This is a genomic window from Idiomarina sp. Sol25, assembly GCF_033052775.1.
Taxonomy (GTDB): Bacteria; Pseudomonadota; Gammaproteobacteria; order Enterobacterales; family Alteromonadaceae; genus Idiomarina.
Genome location: NZ_JAUPEW010000005.1, coordinates 177549 through 197614, shown reverse-complemented (window position 1 = coordinate 197614; position 20066 = coordinate 177549). Strand labels below are relative to the sequence as shown.

The 20066-nt window shown below is 48.1% G+C and carries 26 protein-coding genes; 17 read left to right on the top strand and 9 right to left on the bottom strand.

Translation table 11 applies throughout. The features are described from left to right. The first annotated feature begins 5 nt into the window (after positions 1–5). The 6 genes from lexA (at position 6) to Q5L94_RS09425 (ending at position 5545) form a co-directional block, all read left to right on the top strand. Positions 6–623, top strand: coding sequence for a transcriptional repressor LexA (lexA, locus tag Q5L94_RS09450; RefSeq protein ID WP_317498189.1), 618 nt, complete (start codon positions 6–8; stop codon positions 621–623). Then, the gene (locus Q5L94_RS09445) at positions 620–1057 is read left to right on the top strand and encodes an SOS-response cell division inhibitor (RefSeq protein WP_317498188.1); all 438 of its coding nucleotides are present in this window, start codon (positions 620–622) and stop codon (positions 1055–1057) included. Before lexA ends, Q5L94_RS09445 begins: the two co-directional genes overlap by 4 nt. Before the next feature lie 305 nt (positions 1058–1362). Beyond that, positions 1363–2484, top strand: a complete 1122-nt coding sequence (coxB, locus tag Q5L94_RS09440; protein WP_317498215.1) for a cytochrome c oxidase subunit II — start codon at positions 1363–1365, stop codon at positions 2482–2484. A gap of 10 nt (positions 2485–2494) precedes the next feature. After that, the gene (gene ctaD, locus Q5L94_RS09435; RefSeq protein WP_317498187.1) at positions 2495–4081 is read left to right on the top strand and encodes a cytochrome c oxidase subunit I; all 1587 of its coding nucleotides are present in this window, start codon (positions 2495–2497) and stop codon (positions 4079–4081) included. A 6-nt stretch (positions 4082–4087) separates the two neighbouring features. Then, the gene (locus Q5L94_RS09430) at positions 4088–4657 is read left to right on the top strand and encodes a cytochrome c oxidase assembly protein (RefSeq protein ID WP_317498186.1); all 570 of its coding nucleotides are present in this window, start codon (positions 4088–4090) and stop codon (positions 4655–4657) included. Between the two features lie 12 nt (positions 4658–4669). Further along, on the top strand, positions 4670–5545 hold the full coding sequence (locus Q5L94_RS09425) for a cytochrome c oxidase subunit 3 (protein WP_317498185.1): 876 nt from the start codon (positions 4670–4672) through the stop codon (positions 5543–5545). A 15-nt stretch (positions 5546–5560) separates the two neighbouring features. Here Q5L94_RS09425 and Q5L94_RS09420 read toward each other — a convergent pair whose 3' ends face one another. Beyond that, positions 5561–5776, bottom strand: a complete 216-nt coding sequence (locus Q5L94_RS09420; protein WP_253616902.1) for a DUF2909 domain-containing protein — start codon at positions 5774–5776, stop codon at positions 5561–5563. Here Q5L94_RS09420 and Q5L94_RS09415 point away from each other — a divergent pair. The 5 genes from Q5L94_RS09415 to Q5L94_RS09395 are packed head-to-tail and all read left to right on the top strand — an operon-like array spanning position 5754 to position 9587. Next, positions 5754–6509, top strand: a complete 756-nt coding sequence (locus tag Q5L94_RS09415) for an SURF1 family protein (RefSeq protein WP_317498184.1) — start codon at positions 5754–5756, stop codon at positions 6507–6509. The genes Q5L94_RS09420 and Q5L94_RS09415 overlap by 23 nt on opposite strands. Beyond that, on the top strand, positions 6506–7051 hold the full coding sequence (locus Q5L94_RS09410) for a hypothetical protein (RefSeq protein ID WP_317498183.1): 546 nt from the start codon (positions 6506–6508) through the stop codon (positions 7049–7051). The genes Q5L94_RS09415 and Q5L94_RS09410 overlap by 4 nt, the downstream gene beginning before the upstream one ends. Before the next feature lie 9 nt (positions 7052–7060). After that, positions 7061–8050, top strand: a complete 990-nt coding sequence (locus tag Q5L94_RS09405) for a COX15/CtaA family protein (protein ID WP_317498182.1) — start codon at positions 7061–7063, stop codon at positions 8048–8050. A gap of 13 nt (positions 8051–8063) precedes the next feature. Continuing rightward, the gene (gene cyoE, locus Q5L94_RS09400; protein ID WP_317498181.1) at positions 8064–8960 is read left to right on the top strand and encodes a heme o synthase; all 897 of its coding nucleotides are present in this window, start codon (positions 8064–8066) and stop codon (positions 8958–8960) included. A gap of 12 nt (positions 8961–8972) precedes the next feature. Beyond that, a complete protein-coding gene (locus Q5L94_RS09395) occupies positions 8973–9587 on the top strand; it encodes an SCO family protein (RefSeq protein ID WP_317498180.1) in 615 nt (204 codons plus the stop codon). On the opposite strand, the gene Q5L94_RS09390 is transcribed toward Q5L94_RS09395, so the two are convergent. Continuing rightward, a complete protein-coding gene (locus Q5L94_RS09390) occupies positions 9584–10669 on the bottom strand; it encodes a polysaccharide deacetylase family protein (protein WP_317498179.1) in 1086 nt (361 codons plus the stop codon). The genes Q5L94_RS09395 and Q5L94_RS09390 overlap by 4 nt on opposite strands. Before the next feature lie 57 nt (positions 10670–10726). Here Q5L94_RS09390 and Q5L94_RS09385 point away from each other — a divergent pair, with 57 nt between their 5' ends. Continuing rightward, entirely contained in the window at positions 10727–12037 is a 1311-nt protein-coding gene (locus Q5L94_RS09385; protein WP_317498178.1) for an MATE family efflux transporter, read from the top strand. A gap of 13 nt (positions 12038–12050) precedes the next feature. Here the strand turns inward: Q5L94_RS09385 and nfuA are convergent, their stop codons facing one another. Together nfuA and Q5L94_RS09375 are read right to left on the bottom strand one after the other, a co-directional pair. Further along, entirely contained in the window at positions 12051–12629 is a 579-nt protein-coding gene (gene nfuA, locus Q5L94_RS09380; protein ID WP_317498177.1) for a Fe-S biogenesis protein NfuA, read from the bottom strand. Between the two features lie 71 nt (positions 12630–12700). Beyond that, the gene (locus tag Q5L94_RS09375; protein WP_317498176.1) at positions 12701–13390 is read right to left on the bottom strand and encodes a ComF family protein; all 690 of its coding nucleotides are present in this window, start codon (positions 13388–13390) and stop codon (positions 12701–12703) included. A gap of 36 nt (positions 13391–13426) precedes the next feature. Here Q5L94_RS09375 and bioH point away from each other — a divergent pair, with 36 nt between their 5' ends. Then, complete coding sequence (gene bioH, locus Q5L94_RS09370) at positions 13427–14194, top strand: pimeloyl-ACP methyl ester esterase BioH (protein ID WP_317498175.1); 768 nt, start codon at positions 13427–13429, stop codon at positions 14192–14194. 15 nt (positions 14195–14209) lie between these two features. On the opposite strand, the gene mutM is transcribed toward bioH, so the two are convergent. Together mutM and Q5L94_RS09360 are read right to left on the bottom strand one after the other, a co-directional pair. After that, positions 14210–15022 (bottom strand): bifunctional DNA-formamidopyrimidine glycosylase/DNA-(apurinic or apyrimidinic site) lyase, encoded by an 813-nt coding sequence (mutM, locus tag Q5L94_RS09365; protein WP_317498174.1) that lies wholly within the window; start codon positions 15020–15022, stop codon positions 14210–14212. Positions 15023–15037: 15 nt separating this feature from the next. Then, a complete protein-coding gene (locus Q5L94_RS09360) occupies positions 15038–15544 on the bottom strand; it encodes a hypothetical protein (protein ID WP_317498173.1) in 507 nt (168 codons plus the stop codon). A 118-nt stretch (positions 15545–15662) separates the two neighbouring features. Here Q5L94_RS09360 and Q5L94_RS09355 point away from each other — a divergent pair, with 118 nt between their 5' ends. Continuing rightward, positions 15663–16280, top strand: coding sequence for a 2OG-Fe(II) oxygenase (locus Q5L94_RS09355; RefSeq protein ID WP_317498172.1), 618 nt, complete (start codon positions 15663–15665; stop codon positions 16278–16280). Positions 16281–16342: 62 nt separating this feature from the next. On the opposite strand, the gene rpmG is transcribed toward Q5L94_RS09355, so the two are convergent. The 3 genes from rpmG to radC all read right to left on the bottom strand — a co-directional run bounded on the left by rpmG (position 16343) and on the right by radC (position 17603). After that, entirely contained in the window at positions 16343–16498 is a 156-nt protein-coding gene (gene rpmG / locus Q5L94_RS09350) for a 50S ribosomal protein L33 (RefSeq protein ID WP_006953863.1), read from the bottom strand. Between the two features lie 11 nt (positions 16499–16509). After that, positions 16510–16746: a 50S ribosomal protein L28 gene (gene rpmB, locus Q5L94_RS09345; RefSeq protein WP_126781196.1), complete on the bottom strand. Its 237-nt coding sequence runs from the start codon at positions 16744–16746 to the stop codon at positions 16510–16512. A 182-nt stretch (positions 16747–16928) separates the two neighbouring features. Continuing rightward, complete coding sequence (gene radC / locus Q5L94_RS09340; protein ID WP_317498171.1) at positions 16929–17603, bottom strand: RadC family protein; 675 nt, start codon at positions 17601–17603, stop codon at positions 16929–16931. A 110-nt stretch (positions 17604–17713) separates the two neighbouring features. On the opposite strand from radC, the gene coaBC reads away from it, so the two are divergent. The 3 genes from coaBC to slmA are packed head-to-tail and all read left to right on the top strand — an operon-like array spanning position 17714 to position 20062. Beyond that, the gene (gene coaBC / locus Q5L94_RS09335) at positions 17714–18934 is read left to right on the top strand and encodes a bifunctional phosphopantothenoylcysteine decarboxylase/phosphopantothenate--cysteine ligase CoaBC (RefSeq protein ID WP_317498170.1); all 1221 of its coding nucleotides are present in this window, start codon (positions 17714–17716) and stop codon (positions 18932–18934) included. 33 nt (positions 18935–18967) lie between these two features. Further along, a complete protein-coding gene (dut, locus tag Q5L94_RS09330; RefSeq protein WP_317498169.1) occupies positions 18968–19423 on the top strand; it encodes a dUTP diphosphatase in 456 nt (151 codons plus the stop codon). Between the two features lie 48 nt (positions 19424–19471). Continuing rightward, complete coding sequence (slmA, locus tag Q5L94_RS09325) at positions 19472–20062, top strand: nucleoid occlusion factor SlmA (protein ID WP_317498168.1); 591 nt, start codon at positions 19472–19474, stop codon at positions 20060–20062. The last annotated feature ends 4 nt before the right edge of the window (positions 20063–20066 follow it).

The following is a 20066-nucleotide window of genomic DNA, read 5'->3' as shown; positions in this document are numbered from 1 at the left end:
ACATTATGCGCCCGTTAACACCAAGACAATCTGAAATTCTTGAGCTTATTAAGGATAATCTGCACGCAACCGGCATGCCGCCGACCCGTGCCGAAATTGCCCATAAGCTGGGTTTTCGCTCTGCGAACTCCGCAGAGGAGCACCTAAAAGCGCTTGCCCGTAAAGGCGTTATTGAAATACTCCCCGGCATGTCGCGCGGTATTCGCCTTGTCGGCGATGACTACGATATAGCCGATGGCCTGCCGTTAATCGGCCAGGTTGCAGCAGGCGAACCTTTATTGGCTGAACAACACGTTGAAGGGCATTACAAAGTTGATGAATCAATGTTTCATCCTGCCGCCAGTTTCTTGCTAAAAGTAAACGGTATGAGCATGAGAGACATTGGAATTTTAGACGGCGACTTACTCGCTGTACATAAAACCGAACAAGCCCGTAACGGACAAATAGTCGTTGCACGAGTTGAAGACGAAGTCACTGTAAAGCGTTTTGAACAGCGCGGGAAAACTATTTTGCTTCATCCTGAAAATAAAGATTTCTCTACCATTACTGTCAATCTTGCGGAGCAAGTTTTTGCCATTGAAGGACTTGCGGTAGGTGTGATCAGAAACGGAGCGACCTTATGAAAACTCAATATCAGCAAAAATTACATCATCCAGGTCTGTGGACTGCCGAAACTGCGGTCTCGCCCTTTCCTATGGATGCGAAAAGCAGCCAGGATTCATTTGACGTCGATAGCCTCTCCCCTGTTGTACAACGGGCTTTGCGACAAAAACCCAGCCAGTGGATAACCGTTATCGGGGGCGACAAAAACGTCATTCAGCAACTTATTGCCTGCGGCGTAGCTGAATCTCAAATTCGCTGGTTACGCAGCCACTCCGCCGAACGCTGTGAATGGGCACTGGAACAGGCTTTACTGGCAGGTACCAGTAGTATGGTTATTGGTTATTTAGACTCTGTTTCCAGTCGTACCTGGCAGCGTGCGAAAATGGCCAGTAAATTGAGCGAGACACAATATTTTCTGTTTGATAAAAACACACTGACATCCCACCTGCACTAACCCCACCTTTGTTAGTGTGTTTTCTTCTCCAAGGCTGCTTTTGCAGCCTTTTTTTAACAGATCCGATTATTTTTTGTTCGTTTGTGTGATTTGATCTGGATCTTTCGTTGTAAATTCGTTAATAAATGCAGTACCCGAATATAAAAATAATATAATAACGATAACTACAACAAAGAGTCAGTAGAGAAAGCGATTTCTGGGGAGAAGCTGTACCTTTTTCTGCTTACCTCTTTGTTCTTCTAATTCAGACGAGCAAAACTCGCTTTGCTGTCTCATTGAAGAATAAGAGGAGAAGCCACGTGAAAATGAAGCCTTTGTGGGCACTATTGGCGCTAACGAGTCTACCGGCTGCTGCTAAGTCGCAACTCAATATGACCCAAGGTGTCACTGAAGTTAGTAACCAGGTTTACGATCTCCACATGACGATTTTCTATATCTGCTGCGTCATTGGCGTAATTGTATTTGGTCTCATGTTTATTTCGATAATCCGCCACAGGAAGTCGAAAAACCCAAACCCTTCCAATTTCCACGAAAACATCAAGGTTGAGATTGCCTGGACTATAGTTCCGCTGCTGATTCTTGCAGGTATGGCAGTGCCGGCGACAACCACACTCATTGCTATGGAAGATACATCGGATGCAGATGTCACGGTGCAAGTCACCGGATCGCAATGGAAGTGGCATTACAAATACTTTGAAAACGAAGTTGAATATTTCAGTCGTTTAGCCACACAACAGGAGCAAATTAACAATCAGTTTGAGAAAGGTGAAAACTATTTATTAGAGGTCGATCGCCCGTTAGTTATCCCAACCAATAAAAAAGTTCGCTTCCTGGTCACTTCAGACGATGTTATTCACAGCTGGTGGGTTCCTGACTTCTCCATTAAAAAAGATGCGAATCCGGGCTTTATTAATGAAACCTGGACCAAAGTAGACGAACCCGGTATTTACCGTGGCCAGTGCGCTGAGTTATGTGGCAAAGACCATGGCTTCATGCCTATCGTTGTTATAGCCAAAGAGCCTGCTGAATACGAAAAATGGATTACCGAGAAAGAAGAAGAGCAACGCAAAGCGCGTGAGCGTGAACAAGAGTTGCTTGCCATGGAAATGTCTAAAGACGAACTCATGGATCTTGGCGAAAAAGTCTACAACAGTACCTGCTCTGCTTGTCATCAAGCTAACGGTCAGGGCATCGACGGAACGTTTCCGGCACTAGCAGGATCGGGCGTTTCGATAGATCCTGAGGCAAAAGATGAGCACATAAACATTGTCGTTAATGGCGTGAACGGAACAGCCATGCAGGCCTTTGGAAGTCAACTTTCCATGCGCGAATTAGCTGCGGTTATCACCTACGAGCGTAATGCCTGGGGTAACGATACCGGAGACCTGATTCAGGCCGCCGATATTAACGAAGTCATGAATCAATAAGGAGACGGTGATGAGCACTGCAGTGGAAGAGACACATCACGACACACACCACGATCATAAGCCGTCTGGTATTGGTCGTTGGCTATTTACTACCAACCATAAAGATATTGGGTCAATGTACTTACTGTTAAGCCTGGCCATGTTCTTTGTGGGCGGCGCCATGGCAATGGTGATTCGGGCCGAGTTATTTCAACCGGGTCTGCAATTAGTTGATCCACATTTCTTTAATCAAATGACCACAGTACATGGTCTGGTTATGATTTTCGGCGCAGTTATGCCTGCTTTTACCGGGCTAGCTAACTGGATGATACCCATGATGATTGGGGCACCGGATATGGCGCTGCCGCGGATGAATAACTGGAGCTTCTGGATACTACCCTTTGCTTTCATGATTTTATTGGGCTCTTTGTTTATGGAAGGTGGAGGCCCGGCATTTGGCTGGACAGCTTACGCACCGCTCTCCACAACTTACAGCTCCGATTCAACTGCATTGTTCGTATTCTCAGTACACATCATGGGTATTTCATCCATAATGGGCGCTATTAACGTCATTGTGACCATTATGAACATGCGCGCTCCTGGCATGAACTATATGAAAATGCCCCTGTTCGCATGGACATGGTTCATTACAGCTTTTCTGCTTATCGCGGTAATGCCGGTTCTGGCCGGTGCTGTCACCATGTTGTTGACGGACAAATATTTCGGCACTAGCTTCTTTGATGCTGCCGGGGGTGGCGACCCGGTTATGTACCAACACATATTTTGGTTCTTCGGTCATCCGGAAGTTTACATCATGATTTTGCCATCCTTTGGTATCATTTCTGCAATTATACCGGCCTTTGCCCGAAAGCGATTGTTCGGCTACTCCTCCATGGTCTATGCCACGGCCGCGATAGCATTGTTGTCATTCCTGGTGTGGGCTCACCACATGTTCACCACCGGTATGCCTGTATTTGCTGAGCTGTTCTTTATGTACTGCACCATGCTCATTGCCGTTCCCACCGGGGTTAAAATCTTTAACTGGGTAGCTACTATGTGGCGCGGTTCCATGACGTTTGAAACTCCAATGTTGTTTGCGCTCGCATTTGTGATTCTGTTTACCATCGGCGGCTTCTCCGGTTTAATGCTGGCTATAATTCCTGCCGATTTTCAGTATCACGATACCTACTTTGTGGTTGCTCACTTCCACTATGTTCTGGTAACAGGTGCCATTTTCTCGATCATGGCAGCAGCTTATTACTGGCTACCTAAATGGACCGGGCATATGTACGACAGTACTCTGGCTAAAACGCATTTCTGGACATCACTTATCTCTGTAAATGTGCTGTTTTTTCCTATGCATTTTGCAGGTTTGGCTGGCATGCCGCGGCGTATTCCTGATTATGCGACCCAATTTGCGGACGTAAACCAAATAACCAGTATTGGTGGTTTTGCTTTCGGCTTGTCGCAGCTGCTTTTCCTTTGGGTTGTTATCAAATGTATAAGAGGCGGTGAAAAAGCAGCAGCTAAACCATGGGATGGCGCAGAAGGACTGGAATGGACAGTTCCATCGCCAGCGCCTTATCACACCTTCGAAAAACCACCGAAAGTGGAGTGATGACTCATGTCTGAGCAGCGCCCCGACAACAGCATTCTGGTTAAGCGACTGTTACTGACAGTCGCCGGGATGTTTGCCTTCGGCTTTGCACTGGTACCACTTTATGATGTTTTTTGTGAAGTGACCGGCTTTAACGGCCGTACCAGTAACGAAGCGGCGGTTTATCAACAGGTTGAAGTGGACGAATCACGAACGGTTAATGTTCAATTTATTACACGAAATGCTAAAGGTATTCCGTGGAAGTTTGAACCGTCGATCAAACAGATCAAGATTCATCCTGGTGAAGTTAAAGTGGTCAATTTCTTAGCAAAAAACCCGACTTCATCAAACATGGTCGCTCAGGCTATTCCGTCTGTTGCGCCAGCTGAGGCCTCTCTTTACCTGAATAAAGTAGAGTGCTTTTGCTTCAACCAGCAACCGCTGGCCGCCGGCGCTGAAACAGAAATGCCAATGCAATTTTATCTGGATCCGGACATTCCCGATCACATTACGACATTTACCCTGTCATACACGCTGTACGATATGACAGCCAATACGTCGGCTGAGCAAATGGTTCAGCTGTTAAAAACAGAATAAGGAATCGACGTTATGGCAGAACAACAAAGTTACTATGTTCCTGCTTCCAGTCCCTGGCCTATTGTTGGAGCAATTGGCTTAGGTTTAATAGCCTGGGGCGCAGGGCACACCGTTATCGACATGAGTAAAGAGCAAGACGGTCATGGCAGTACTGTATTGATCCTTGGCTTAATCGTTATGGCCATCATGCTTTTTGGCTGGTTCCGCGATCAGATTAACGAGTCCATGAGCGGTAAATACAGCAGCCAGCTCGGCGAATCCTACAAACAAGGCATGAGCTGGTTTATTTTTTCCGAGGTCATGTTCTTCGCCGCTTTTTTCGGCGCCCTTTTCTATGCTCGCGTTATTGCTGTGCAATGGTTAGGAGGAGACAGTAACAATGCTATGACCAACGAGGTTCTATGGCCGGATTTTGTCGCGCAGTGGCCGCTGGTGAAAACGCCAGGTGGTACCGAAACTCAGGCTATGGGCTGGTATGGTCTCCCAGCTATTAACACGCTTATCTTGTTAGTCAGTTCAGTTACCTGTCACTTTGCCCACACGGGTCTGGAACAAAATAAACGTAAACAGCTGACCGTAATGCTCGCCATTACGATTATTCTGGGTTGCATCTTCCTATACCTGCAAGGTGCCGAATATGTACATGCTTATCAGGATTTAAATTTAACTTTAGATTCAGGTATTTACGGTAATACCTTTTATATGCTCACTGGGTTCCACGGTATGCACGTAACCTTAGGAACCGTCATGCTTATCATCATGTTCCTGCGGGTTTTAAAAGGGCATTTTACACCAGATAACCACTTCGCTTTTCAGGCGACAAGTTGGTACTGGCACTTTGTCGATGTCGTTTGGTTGTGCCTGTTCGTCGTGGTTTACATACTGTAAGAAAAAATGCCCCGTTTAATAGGGGCGTGGGTTTAAAGGTAAAAAGCCACTAGCCGTCGCCGCTATCAGTATCACAAGGATAACGGCGGCCACTCCCACCCGTTTCCCTAAGTAATGGGACATGGGTGGTTTATTCGGATCGTTACGCAGCATGCTGAATAATGCGCGGAAAAGATTCACCACCATATAACCAAGCAGCAGTACAATAATGATTTTAAAAAAGACCAACATACGTTTTCCTCTTATCGCTACGTTAGTTACTCTGCTGGCAATTGCGGTGTTGGTCAAGCTGGGTTTTTGGCAATTAGATCGCGCAGAAGAAAAACGTAAGCTATTTTCCGATTACGAACAGCAACAATTGAAAGGGGACGCAGCTGCTCTGTCTCAGTTAGGAACAATATCTTCTGAGTCTGATCGCTTTCTTTTCGTTAAGATGAGAGGCGAATTTGTTAGACAACCGGTCTTTTTTCTCGATAATAAAATGACCGATGGCATTGTCGGCTACCAGGTGATTGCGTTGTTCCGTCCTGACGCCAACCCCGACAATTATATTCCTGTTAATATGGGCTGGTTACCGGCTCCGGCATCCCGACAGGAACTACCCCAAATTGATATTGCCGAGGGTAGACAGAACCTTACGGGTTATCTGTACTTCCCTTCGAATAATAAATTTGTCAGTAATACCTATGAAACCGAGTTAGCTGACAACCGAATACGAGTACAAGAGTTTCAGCCTAATGCCATTAGTCAAAAACTCGATATTCCGTTAACTCACTACACCTTTTTATTGAAATCACCAGACACCATAGGCTGGCAACGTAACTGGCAGCCCCAGGTAATGTCGCCCGAAAAACATCAAGGCTACGCGCTTCAGTGGTTTTCGCTGGCCATTGCGTGCTTGGTGATTTTTGTATTCGCTGTTATAAAACTGAATAAACAACCAAAAAAAGAGGAGACCCGATGAGCTCCCTGAATCGCTCTCGCCGTTCCATGATTATTGTTTTCGTTGCCTTTATTGTCCCTTTATTAGCGGCTTGGTTAATTCTGTCGCAGAATTGGTACGAGGCGGGCACAAACAAAGGTACCCTGCTGCAGCCGCCTATCACGCTCGAACAAAAGACCGACCAACTACCGGAGGGCTGGCAACTGGGTTATATCGCCCCGGAGAACTGTGAAACCTCCTGTGAGAATACCTTGTACGTTATGAATCAAGTAGATGTCGCTATTGGTAAGGATACTGACCGCCTCACACCAGTGGTTCTACACCAAAACGAGAGTCTGCAGGCCGATTTTAACCATAGCGCTCCGCATATTACCCAATTAGTGACGCCAGAACTGATTTCGCAACTCTCCGAACTGCCCGAAAATACCGTATTTATTATCGACCCGATGCACAACGTTATGCTGTATTACCCAACTCATGAAGACAAAAAGCAAATGATTGCTGAAGGTAAAAACGTGTTGGCGGATCTTCGTAAGCTGCTTAAATTGTCCAGAATTGGGTAGGGAAATGACATGCGTTTACTGGTAAAAATTAGTGTCTTTTTTGCTTTTATCGTTATTGTTCTTGGTGCTTTTACCCGGCTCACTGAAGCCGGCCTGGGTTGTCCGGACTGGCCGGGCTGCTACGGCTTTCTGGGCGTTCCTTCGCAATCAGAGCAGATTCAGCAGGCGGAGCTCAGGTTCCCGGATGCGCCTGTGGAACACGCCAAAGCCTGGAACGAAATGGTGCACCGCTACTTTGCCGGCACTCTGGGATTATTAATACTGGCCATTGCCATTATTGCCTGGGTTAAAAGCCGTCGTTACAGTCATTACCCTACTCCGGTTAAGTTGCCAACTTTACTTCTGGGGTTAGTGATTTTTCAGGCGGCTCTGGGTATGTGGACAGTCACCATGAACCTGCAACCGCTGATAGTTATGGGGCATTTGCTGGGCGGCTTTTCGGTTATATCGCTGCTATACCTGCTATCGCTGCGGCTGTCATCATTCCGGCTCGCCGGTGGTGACCCGGAATTAAGGCGCTATCGGGGTTTGGCATTTTTTACGCTACTGGTGGTTATTGGTCAAATAGCCTTAGGTGGTTGGGTTGCTGCAAACTATGCCGCCGTAGCCTGCACGGAACTCCCTTTCTGCGAAGGTAACTGGACGGCACAACTGGACTTTGCCGGAGCCTTCAGCATACCCGAGGCCGACACCTATCAATACGGTGCCCATGACTACAACGACCGTATGACCATGCACGTAATGCACAGGGTGGGCGCTATTATTACTTTTTTAGTAATTTGTGCTCTACTCTTTAAATGCTGGCGAAAAGCGAAGTCGCATTTCTTCCGGCGCTCATTAATTGTTATCGGCTTGTTATTATCTTTGCAAATTCTGCTGGGTATTAGTAACGTAGTCTTTCAATTACCGCTTTGGAATGCAGTGGCACATAATGCCGTAGGGGCTTTGTTGTTGCTGTCGCTGGTCGCGTTGAATTACAACCTGTCCAGAAAAGCGTAGAGGAGTTGAAACTATGCAATCCGTTGCCACAAATACTATAACAAAAACGCGCAACGCTCATTGGCGGGACTACCTTGAACTGACCAAGCCCCGCGTCGTCGCTTTACTGTTACTCACCGCCGTGGTTGGCATGTGTCTGGCCACGGAAGAATTGGTATCGCTGAGTGTGCTGGTGCCGGCGCTAACAGGTATTGGACTCATGTCTGCCGCAGCAGCAGCCATTAACCACTTGGTTGACCGCCATATTGACGCGAAAATGGCGCGTACACTTCGGCGTCCGCTGCCTCAGGGAAATTTGTCACCGACAAAAGTCACCGTTTTTGCCGCATCCATTGGTGCTATTGGTTTTGTTACCCTGTATGCCTGGGTTAATCCATTAACTGCCTGGTTAACCTTTGCCAGTATGGTGGGTTACGCTGTGGTTTATACAATGTTCTTAAAACGCGCTACGCCGCAGAACATTGTTATTGGTGGTTTAGCCGGAGCTGCACCGCCGTTACTGGGCTGGACCTCGGTGACCAACGAAATTAACGCGCCGGCGGTGCTGTTGGTGATGATCATATTCACCTGGACTCCGCCCCACTTCTGGGCACTTGCGGTGCACCGCGCTAAAGATTATGCCCGTGCCAAAGTGCCAATGCTGCCGGTAACCCACGGTATTGAATTCACCAAAACCTGTATTTTTCTGTATACCGTTTTGTTGACCGTGGTTTGCCTTATGCCGTTTTTAATTGGCATGACAGGCATGATTTATCTGGTCGGCGTCAGTGTACTTAACGCTATTTTTCTGGCTTATGCCTGGAAGTTGAAATACGCGCCCAGCAAGAAAACAGCCTTTAACATGTTTGCCTTCTCTATCTGGCACCTCATGCTGCTGTTTGTGATTTTACTGGTCGATCACTACGTATAACTGGAGTAAGAAATGAGTCGTATCGTTACGCTGCTGGCGGCGCTTGTCGCCCTTGCAGCCGGATTCGCGGTTTACAATTTTTGGCCGGAAGAAAAGCCGGAGGCTTTAATATACGAGCCCCCTCGTGCCTTAAAATCGTTTAAGTTAAACAGCACAGCCGACGGCGCTATTGAAAACGATTCATTGAAAGGGCAATGGACCTTGCTCTTTACCGGTTATACCTTCTGTCCCGATATCTGTCCAACCACCATGTCCGACTTAAAAGGTGTGCTTCCGGCGTTACAGGAAGAAACCTCCGATCCGGTTAAAGTCTGGATGATTTCAGTTGACCCTCAACGCGATGACATTGAACGTTTAACTCAATACGTTAACTATTTTGGTGACGATTTTGTCGGTGTGCGCGCGGAGCACAAAGAACTGTTCCCTTTCGTCCGCGATTTAGGCTTAATGTATTCTATTCCCGATGAAGGCGAGGAAAATTATCTGGTGAACCACAGCGCCGCTATTATTCTGGTTAATCCTCACGGTCACCGCAAAGCGATATTTAATGCCGACCACCAACGCGGAGAAATACCGGTAGTCGACATGGAGCAGCTGGCAAAAGATTTTGCCATTATTGCCGATTAGTCAGGCCAGCTACCTGTTTCGTCAGGACGGATTAGCGCTACGGAATACCAATAGTAACGAGACTCTGATGCGCTGGGTGCCGTGCAATTGACGCGTGAGCGCCCAATGTTAATGTCCTTTTCAAGCGTCACACTAAACTGAGTATCGCTTTCCCATTCAGGCTTTAAGACTGAACCACCAGCAAAGCACTGCAACGCATCGGTACGCATATCCTCTAGTGTTTCGCCCGCTTCCAGTGTCACACTAATCGTTGGGCGCGTATTTTCATTCGCGATTAAAGGCTCTTCCGGTTGGTAAGCACTTACAGGCATGGCTTTCGAATTCAACTTGGCTTTCAACGTATTTAAATTCGCATAGATACCCGACGCAGGAAAACGCGTAATAATCGTATCTTCACTCCATTTAGACCATGGGCCCGAGTGCTGAGCAAAGGCCAGGAAGCCCCATTCATCCAGTAACGCCCGCAACTCGTTGTTATACTCTCCGTAAGGGTAGGCAAAGTACTTCTGCTGTTCGCCTAAATTTTCATCAATGGCTTCTTGTGCGGTAATAACGTCGTAACGCATGCGTTCCTGCCACTCCTCATCGCTTTCACCTTCTTGCTTGCGAATAAGGTGTGCGTGCGTCTGCCCGTGGTTAGCAATAGTCGCCCCGTTCTGCTGAATCTCTTTAAGCTCTTCCCAGCCCATGTAATGACCGCTGTGCTTACGCATAAGTTCAGGGTTAACGAACACCGTATAAGGCATTTCAAACTCTTCCAGAACCTCTACAGCGTTTTCATAGACGTTTTGGTAGCCATCGTCGAAGGTTATAACGACCGCTTTCTCAGGAAGCTCTTCTCCTTTTTCAATGGCATCACGAGCGTCAGTAATATCAATAACGTTAAAGTTATTGTCCTGCAGATACTGCAGATGCTCACGAAACGTTTCAGGGTCAATTGACGTTACCGCCGGAGTTGAGTCACTGACGTGGTGATACTGCAATACCACCACACTGTCGGCGCTGCCTGCCTGAGCTATGGGTGAGCAGCCCAGCAATAAGGCTGATGCGGCACTCAACGTCATTTTGTTCAACATATTCATACTGACTCCTGATAAAGTATAAAAGCCGTTATTAACCGAGTTTACTTAAGGATAGTTATGCACAAGCTGTTTGGATTTTCATTGTCTGATCACAGCCGCGTTTTTGCGATTGCCCTGCCAATGATCATTTCCAATATTGCTGCGCCTCTTCTCGGTTTGGTCGATACAGCCATCATAGGGCATTTACCCGATGCTATCTACTTATCCGCCGTTGCCGTTGGTGCCATGGTGGTCAGTTTCATTTATCTGCTGGCGGTGTTTCTGCGCATGGCCACAACCGGTTACATAGCTCAGTCGTACGGTGCCGATGACATACATGCTCAGCGCCAGCACTTTAATAACGGCATTATTATTGCGCTGGGTTTAGGTGTCTTAATAGCGGTTAGCAGTCCTTTAATAAATGACTTAGCCATGTGGGTTATCGCCCCTTCCGCCGAGCTCGAGGGCTACGCCCGTGATTACATCGAAATACGCTTATGGTCGGCACCCGCCTCTCTCATAACGCTCGTCGCTCTGGGGGTATTATTAGGCCGCCAAAACAGCCGCAAAGCCATGCTTCTGGTGATAATTACCAACGCCGTGAATGTGGTTATGGATGTGATACTCATTCTTGGCTTTGGACTGAATGTAAAAGGCGCCGCCTGGGCCTCGCTTAGTGCTGAGTGGGTGACCGCTATTGTCGGCTTCTACTGGACCGCCCGCGCGCTGGGCTGGCACTTACGCCACTGGCAGCTCAAGTTTCAGCAGCTGCGTCAGTTTTTAGGCGTTAACGGTAATATTTTTATACGCAGTCTGATACTGCAACTGTGTATGGCAACCATGACCGGCTACGCCACTCGCTATGGCAGCACTATGGTGGCGGTTAACGCCGTATTAATGCAATTCCTTATGCTGATATCGCTGGGACTTGACGGCATTGCTTATTCTGTAGAAGCGCTGGCCGGCGAAGCTAAAGGTCAGAGGCGTTACGATAAAATCCGTTATTGGTGCAAAATTACTTTGCTCTGGTCGTCACTCTTTGCTGTGGTTTATGCGTTAGTTTTCGCCCTGGCCGGCAGTGCAATTATTCGCCTTATTACCGATATTCCTGAAATTATCCGGGTTGCCGAAAACTACCTGCCATGGATAGTAGTGTTGCCACTTATCGCTCACTGGAGCTATTGGTTCGACGGTGTTTTCATTGGTTTGTCGTTCAGCCGTGGAATGCGTAATACGATGATATTAAGCGCTTTAATTGGCTTTCTGCCTTTATGGTGGGCGGGATTGCCGCTGGAGAACCACGGCTTGTGGTTAGCTCTCAGCGGCTTTTTACTCATGCGTGGTATTACCCAGGCAATTTGGCTTAAATACTTTTCCGGAACTTATTAACTGAAAGCTACGATTAATAGTAAGAGTGTTCTCCGGGCTCATGATCAGTGATATCACGCACGCCTTTTACTTCTTCCGGGAAACGCTCAAGCAACTCTTTTTCAATGCCGTTTTTCAGGGTTACGTCAATCATACTGCAACCATTACAGCCACCGCCGAATTGCAGAATAGCAACGCCGTCATCAGTAATTTCTGACACCATCACCTGACCACCGTGGTTGGCAAGCTGAGGATTAATCTCCGCCTGAATCACATATTCTACCCGCTCTATTAGCGGTGCGTCGTCGGCAACTTTACGTGCTTTAGCATTCGGAGCTTTCAGGGTTAACTGAGACCCCATTTCCTGCTCTTCAAAATCAATAGCGGCGTCTTCTAAAAAAGGCGCACTGCCTGAATCCACTACGGCGTCAAAACCATTAAACGGCAGACGCTCGTCGTCCGGTTCGACCGAATCCGGTGGGCAATAAGAAACACCACACTCTGCATTCGCCATACCCGGGTTCACCACAAACACACGAATACATGTGCCGTCGGGCTGATCGGCTAATAGCTTCTGAAAGTGGGACTGCGCTGCTTCTGAAATACGAATCATAAATACTGACCTCACGGCTTATACCTGAGTAAATTACTAGGGTATAGTGTAACCGAAACGCCCTGCAGTTTCTAGTCGTGCTGGTTATAGACAACCGCCCACGCATCCACCGCTCTAGCTCCTTTTTTATAGAGCGCATCGGCTGCTGCCATCATAGTGGCGCCAGTACTCAGTACGTCGTCCACAACCGCTACCGTACAGCCGCTAAAATCCTGTAAAGCGAATTGGCTGCCCCGACTGTTCTCCCAACGTAATGCCTTCGATGCCATATGCTGCATGGGCACCGCTCGTATTTTACGTAACCCGCCCGCAATGTAAGGTAACTCGAGAGCCAGTGACACATGCCGCGCCAATAATGCAGTCTGGTGAAAACCTCTTTTTCGCCAGGCTTGTTGCGTCATAGGCACCGCAACAACGCAGTCCGGTAATACCTGTTCGCGGTAGCAAAGACGTAAATGAGCCGCTAACTGGTTTGCCAGTAAAGGTGCCAGCTCGGCTTTATGGCGAAATTTAAACTGAGTAATAAGCTGTTGTACCTGAGGCTCCCAGCGCAGTGCGCCGTGCCAGTAGCGGCACGGCTTCTGCTCCGCCACTAAATACTGTTCAATATCGGACAAGTGCTGACAGCAGCGCGGATACCAACGCGGCAGTGCTTCTTCGCAATAAGAGCAAAGGCTTGCGGCGGCCACCTTAGAATAACCGCAACTCCAGCAGGTACCCAGTTCAAAAGCATTGGCGAAACGCTGTAAAAACGCTAGCATACCACCCCTTAGTTAATAACTCAGACAGGTAGTATAGTGAGCCTTTCGGTAACGTGCTGTGGCACAGGAACCCCTATTGTTGTACTCCATGGCTGGGGAATGAATGCAAATATTTGGCAGCCTGTGGTACCGACATTAAGTGAGCACTTTCAGTTGTACTGCGTCGACCTGCCCGGTTTTGGTGACTCTGTCTGGTCATCAGAAAATGACGTTTCACTGGAAAGTTTTATTGAACAAATTATGCCAGCCCTGCCGCCACGCTTTCACTTGCTGGGGTGGTCTTTAGGCGGGTTAATTGCGACACAAATTGCGCTGACGCATTCTGACCGGGTTAAGTCCCTAACCACCGTTGCATCCTCACCGCACTTTGTGGAAAGCAACGGCTGGGCGGGGATTAAACCGACCATTCTGGAGCAGTTTCAACAGCAGCTGGACAGCAACTTTAAAAAGACCATTGAACGTTTTTTAGCGATTCAGGCTATGGGCAGCGAGGACGCGCGCGAACAGGTTAAGCAAGTAAAACAGCTGATATTTACCAAGCCAATGCCAGACCAGGGTGTGCTGAAACAGTCCTTGGCCATATTACAAACTGCAGATTTGCGTCGGCAGCTGCCCGACATTGAAGTGCCTTTTAACCGTTTTTACGGACGCCTGGACAGCCTGGTTCCGGAGCGCGCTATCGACGATATTTCTGCGCTGGCGCCGCAATCGAAAGCGGTGGTATTCACCAAGAGCGCACACGCGCCGTTTATTTCAGAGCCGGAACGCTTTGTCAGTGAATTGCTGAAGGTTGTTAAGAACTAATAGCTAAAAACCAAATTAGCGCTGGCACTGGGTGCAGTACACGGTGCTGCGCTGACCCAGACGAACTTCTTTCAACCGGTTACTGCACACCATGCAAAGCTTACCGCCACGCCCGTAAACCTGAAGTTTTTGCGCGAAATAGCCCGGGTTACCGTCCACCTGGGTGAAATCTTTTAAGGTAGTGCCGCCCAGTTCTATCGCGCTTGCCAGTGTTTCTTTTATTATCGGCACCAGTTTCTGGTAGCGCACTTTACTGATTTTTCCGGCCGCTCTTTTCGGGTTGATACCCGCCTTAAACAAAGCTTCGTTCGCGTAAATATTGCCAACACCCACGACCACTTTATTATCCATAAGAAAGGTTTTCACCGACTGCGAACGCCCGCGTGAGCGTTCAAATAAATAGTCGATATTAAACGCGTCGGTTAACGGTTCTGGGCCAAGCTGGCTTAGCAGCTCATGCCCGCTCACATCACCGTCACTGTAGAGCAAAGCACCAAAACGCCGCGGATCATTTAAGCGAAGGGTTTGGCCGTTATCGAACTCTATATCAATATGGTCATGTTTGTAGTGCATTGTTTCGGCTGGAACCACGCGCAGCTTACCCGACATACCCAGGTGCAATATCAGGCAGCCGTTATCCGTTTGTAAGAGCAAATATTTTGAGCGGCGGCTGACCGAACGCAGCACGTGCCCCTCAACCTGATGCACAGTTTCAGGTACCGGCCAGCGCAGGCGCTTATCGTGAACCTTAACCGACTTAATTGTGCGGCCTTCAATGTGTGGAGAAATGCCTAAACGGCTGACTTCAACTTCGGGTAACTCTGGCATAAATCGATAACTTCCTTAATGGCCCAGTAATTGACTAGCAGTAAATTCTATTACACGGTAATTCTGTTGCTGAGCTGGCATACGGATCATCAGCTCGGGCTCTGCATAAAGCTCAATACGCGCTTCTTCGCCCCCGACAAAACCAAAATAAACGTCCGTTATTAAATTTTCAGCTGGCTGTTCGGTTGGCGCCATGGTTAATGCCAACCAGTTTTCAGCAACGCTGGCGGCCGCTTTTTCCGATAAACGACATGGGGCCTGGCATTGCCATTGTCCATCATTTAACGCTAACTTCAGCTGGTCAATTTGTATTGTTCTCAAATATCCGTCTTTCGGTATCAGGCCAATGACCTCGCCCGATTCAGCCTCTTGCGCAATACTGTTATCCGCTTCTTCTTTAACCGGCGGAGCGACATACCAAAACACCACCATAATGATTAATATCACGTAAACCAGAACGTTGTTCCATGCTCTTCGGGTCATGGTCAGTCCAAATATTTTTCGCTTCTCATTCACTTTCATCGGCTTACGCTCTTTGTGCTAAGGTTCAAATAATTCTCTTGGTGCTGTATTTCTTGTTACTGGAGACAGAATACCCTATATTCTCGCGCGACAACAAAATACGGAGCTTTATTGCGTTATGGTTCTATCTGATATTATCGACAAAGTTGCTGACCACGGCTACTGCATTATCGATGATTTCCTGCAGCCGCTGCCTTCGCAGGCTCTGTATCAATACGCACGGCAATTACCCGCGCAATACTGGAACCTGGCCGGTATTGGCCGCCAGCAAAACCAGACCATCAATACCTCGGTTCGCAACGACCGCATTTATTGGTTAACTCCAGAAGAACCGCATCATAAAGACTACCTAAGCATTATGGATGAGTTACGCCACGAATTTAACCGCGAGCTCTTTCTTGGCCTGTTCGATTACGAATGCCACCTGGCGCATTACCCTAAAGGCGCGTTTTATAAGAAGCACCTGGATGCGTTTAAAGGCAGAAGCAACCGAGTGCTCACAACGGTGTTTTACCTGAACCCTGAATGGCAGGAAACCGACGGCGGGCAATTGGTTATTTATGGCGACAAAGGGCAGGTGCTGGAAACGGTACTGCCTAAACAAGGGCGTTTAGTGGTGTTTTTAAGCGACCGCTTTGTGCATGAAGTACAACGTTCCGAGCGTGACCGCTTCAGTATTACCGGCTGGTTCCGTATTAATGCCAGCATTTCCGGCATTGTGGACCCTCCACGCTAAGCTCAAACGTCACCCAATAAAAAACCCAGCCGAAGCTGGGTTTTTTGTAAGCTTTAAACCAATTACTTGATTTTAGCTTCTTTGAAGATCACGTGCTTACGAACCACTGGATCGAATTTTTTGATCTCCATTTTTTCTGGCATGGTGCGTTTGTTTTTGTCTGTGGTATAAAAATAACCTGTACCAGCAGATGATACTAAACGAATCTTATCGCGCATAATTTAGTTCCTTAAACCTTAACACCACGGCCGCGGAGATCCGCTAATACCGTATCGATACCGTTTTTATCAATGATACGCATACCTTTAGTAGAAATGCGTAACTTAACCCAACGCTTCTCGCTTTCTACCCAAAAGCGGTGCGATTGTAGGTTCGGCAGGAAGCGACGTTTAGTCGCATTGCGTGCGTGCGAGCGGTTGTTACCGACTACCGGACGCTTACCTGTAATTTGGCATACTTGTGACATGTCTTTACTCCAAAATTGCTGCAAGCTCGCCTGTCGCCCAACGTGACCTTGCCTATAAATCCGAGGGCGCATTTTATACAGCAAACTGCCCTTCTAATCAAGCTTATACGACGGAAATTTGATCCTTATCGATCGTTCGGTGCGGATTTTACGTGATTTTTAATCAAACCGCCAGTACAAAACTACAACAATCCACGCTCTGCGAAAGAAATTGGATCGCCGGCGCCCACCACGAAATGATCCAATAGCGCCACATCAATTAAAGTCAAGGCTTTTTTGACCCGTTCGGTAACTCGCTGATCCGCCTGGCTGGGTTCTGCAACGCCCGATGGATGATTGTGTGCAAGGATAACTGCCGCCGCATTATACTGCATAACCAGCTTTATTACCTCACGCGGATACACCGGTGCGGCATTAATGGTGCCCTGAAACAGTTCTTCGTAACGTAACAGCCGGTGCTGGCTGTCCAGCAGTAAAATAGCAAAGATTTCGCGGCCCTGATGACGCAGTTGTGAGGTTAAATAGTCTTTAACCATAGTGGGTTCAGTAAAGCCGTCCGAACGCTCCAGCTGCCATTTCAGATAGCGTCGTGACAATTCCAACACAACCCGCAGCTGATTCACACGAGCCGGGCCTATGCCGTTGCAAGCCAATAGCTGCTCAGGTGTAGCTGTTAGCAAGGCGCCTACACCGCCGAAGTCACTTAACAGACGACGCGCGAAGCTGACAACGTCCTGCCCTCCGCTGCCGCTACCAAGTAAAATGGCTAATAACTCTGCGTCGCTCAGGTATTCTGCCCCCTGGGTCTGCAGTTTTTCTCTCGGTCGTTCCGAAACGGGCCATTCCTTGACGCTCATTCTTTTCTCCTTAATTCTTACCTTAATTCTTAAGAGAGAAGTATAACGACCATCTACCCAGTTACGGGGTCTCATGTTATCTTTACACGACTTAACACTGAGGGGTTCGCATGGCACCATTGCAGAACAAACACATACTTTTAGGTATTACCGGTGGCATTGCCGCCTATAAAGCACCTGACCTGGTGCGCCGTTTGCGTGAGCAGGGCGCAGAAGTGCGTGTGGTGCTGACTGCCGGTGCAAAAGCTTTTGTAACCCCACTTAGCTTACAAGCTGTGTCCGGTTTTACGGTCAGCGACGACTTGTTGGATCCCACAGCAGAAGCCGCTATGGGCCATATTGAACTGGCTCGCTGGGCGGATCTTGTTCTTATTGCTCCGGCCTCGGCTAACACCATTGCCCGTATTGCTCACGGCTTTGCCGATGACCTGTTGAGTACCCTGGTTTTAGCCAGTAAAGCGCCGCTCGCCATTGCTCCGGCCATGAACCAACAAATGTGGGCGGCTACTGCGGTGCTGGAAAACATTGAAACGCTACTCAGCCGTGGTGTGCAAATGATAGGCCCGGAAAGTGGCGAACAGGCCTGTGGTGATGTCGGCTACGGCCGCATGAGTGACCCTACAGAAATTGTGCAGGCGCTAATAAAAAAAGCCCCCGAAGCCAAACAAGATTGGCAGGGTAAAACCTTTGTAATTACCGCAGGCCCGACTCGTGAAGCCATCGATCCCGTGCGTTACATCAGTAACCACAGTTCCGGCAAAATGGGCTATGCCCTGTCTGAAGCTGCTGCACGTGCAGGGGCTAAGGTCATTTTAGTATCGGGGCCAACCCAACTGCCAACGCCCGCCGGTGTTCAACGCGTTGACGTAGAGACTACCGAACAAATGCTCAACGCGGTACAACAGCAACTGCCAAACTGCGATGTGTTTATTGGCTGTGCTGCCGTGTCGGACTATCGCGTTGCTGAGGTTGCCTCGCAGAAAATCAAAAAAGAACAAAACAACCAGCCACCGCAACTCAAACTGGTGCAAAACCCGGACATTCTGCAGCAGGTAGCCAGCTCTGAAAAACCGCCTTTTACCGTTGGGTTTGCGGCCGAAACTGAAAACCTAAAAGCCAACGCATTGCGCAAGCTGGAACGAAAGCAACTACAAATGATAATCGCTAACGACGTCAGCCAGGTTGGGCTGGGTTTTAACAGCGACAGCAATAACGCCATTATTTTGAGTAAGGACAGTGAGCAGTCGCTTCCAACAATGAGCAAGCATGATATGGCTATTGCAATTATCGACGCGATAGCCAAACGTTATTTTAATACTATAGCTCGTTAATTCAGGGCTAATTAATAAGAAAGTGAGAATTCCATGACGCAAGTCGAAGTAAAGATTTTAGATGACCGTATTGGCCAGTCTATTCCGCTTCCTGAATACGCCACCCAAGGCTCTGCCGGAATGGATCTGCGCGCCTGCCTGGATCACCCATTAACTATTGAACCAGGTCAAACTCAATTAATAGGCACCGGTATTGCTATGTACATTGGCGACTCAAATTATGCGGCCACTATTTTACCGCGCTCAGGACTGGGCCATAAACACGGTCTGGTGCTGGGTAACCTGGTCGGTCTTATCGACTCGGACTACCAGGGCGAGCTCAAAGTGTCATGCTGGAACCGCAGCAGTCAGGCTTACACCATTGAACCCGGCGACCGTATTGCGCAACTAGTCATTTTGCCGGTTGTGCAGGCACAAATGTCGATTGTTGAAGAGTTCCACGAGACGGATCGTGGTGAAGGTGGTTTTGGTCATTCTGGTCGTTCGTAGTTACAGCAACTAATCATTCTGGCCTCTCAAATAAGGAAAGTTACTGTCATGGCAGAACAAAAGCGTAACCGTCGTGAAGAAATTTTACAGGCTTTAGCGGCAATGCTGGAAACCAGCCCGGGTCAGCGCATTACTACAGCAAAACTGGCGGCTAATTTAGGCGTTTCAGAGGCGGCTTTATATCGTCACTTTCCGTCGAAAGCGCGGATGTTTGAAGGGCTTATCGAGTTTGTTGAAGACACCCTGCTAACCCGTATTAATATGATTATGGACGAGGAGAAAAACACTCTCTCCCGTTGCCACGCGATATTGCAGCTGTTGCTAACGTTTGCCGAGCGTAACCCCGGTATTACCCGTATTATGACAGGTGATGCATTAATGGGTGAGCATGACCGTCTGCGTGGTCGTATGGAAGATTTGTTCAACCGTATAGAAAGTTCAATTAAGCAGATACTGCGCGAGAAAGCGATGCGCGAACAGCAGCGCTTTATTGTGGACGAAGCGGTATTGGCGAACTTATTGCTAAGCTATGCCGATGGCAAAATCAGTCAGTTTGTACGCTCTAACTTTAAGCGTTTACCGACCGAGCATTTTTCGGCTCAATGGCAGGTAATGGAGCAACAGCTGGTTAGTTCCTAGGTAC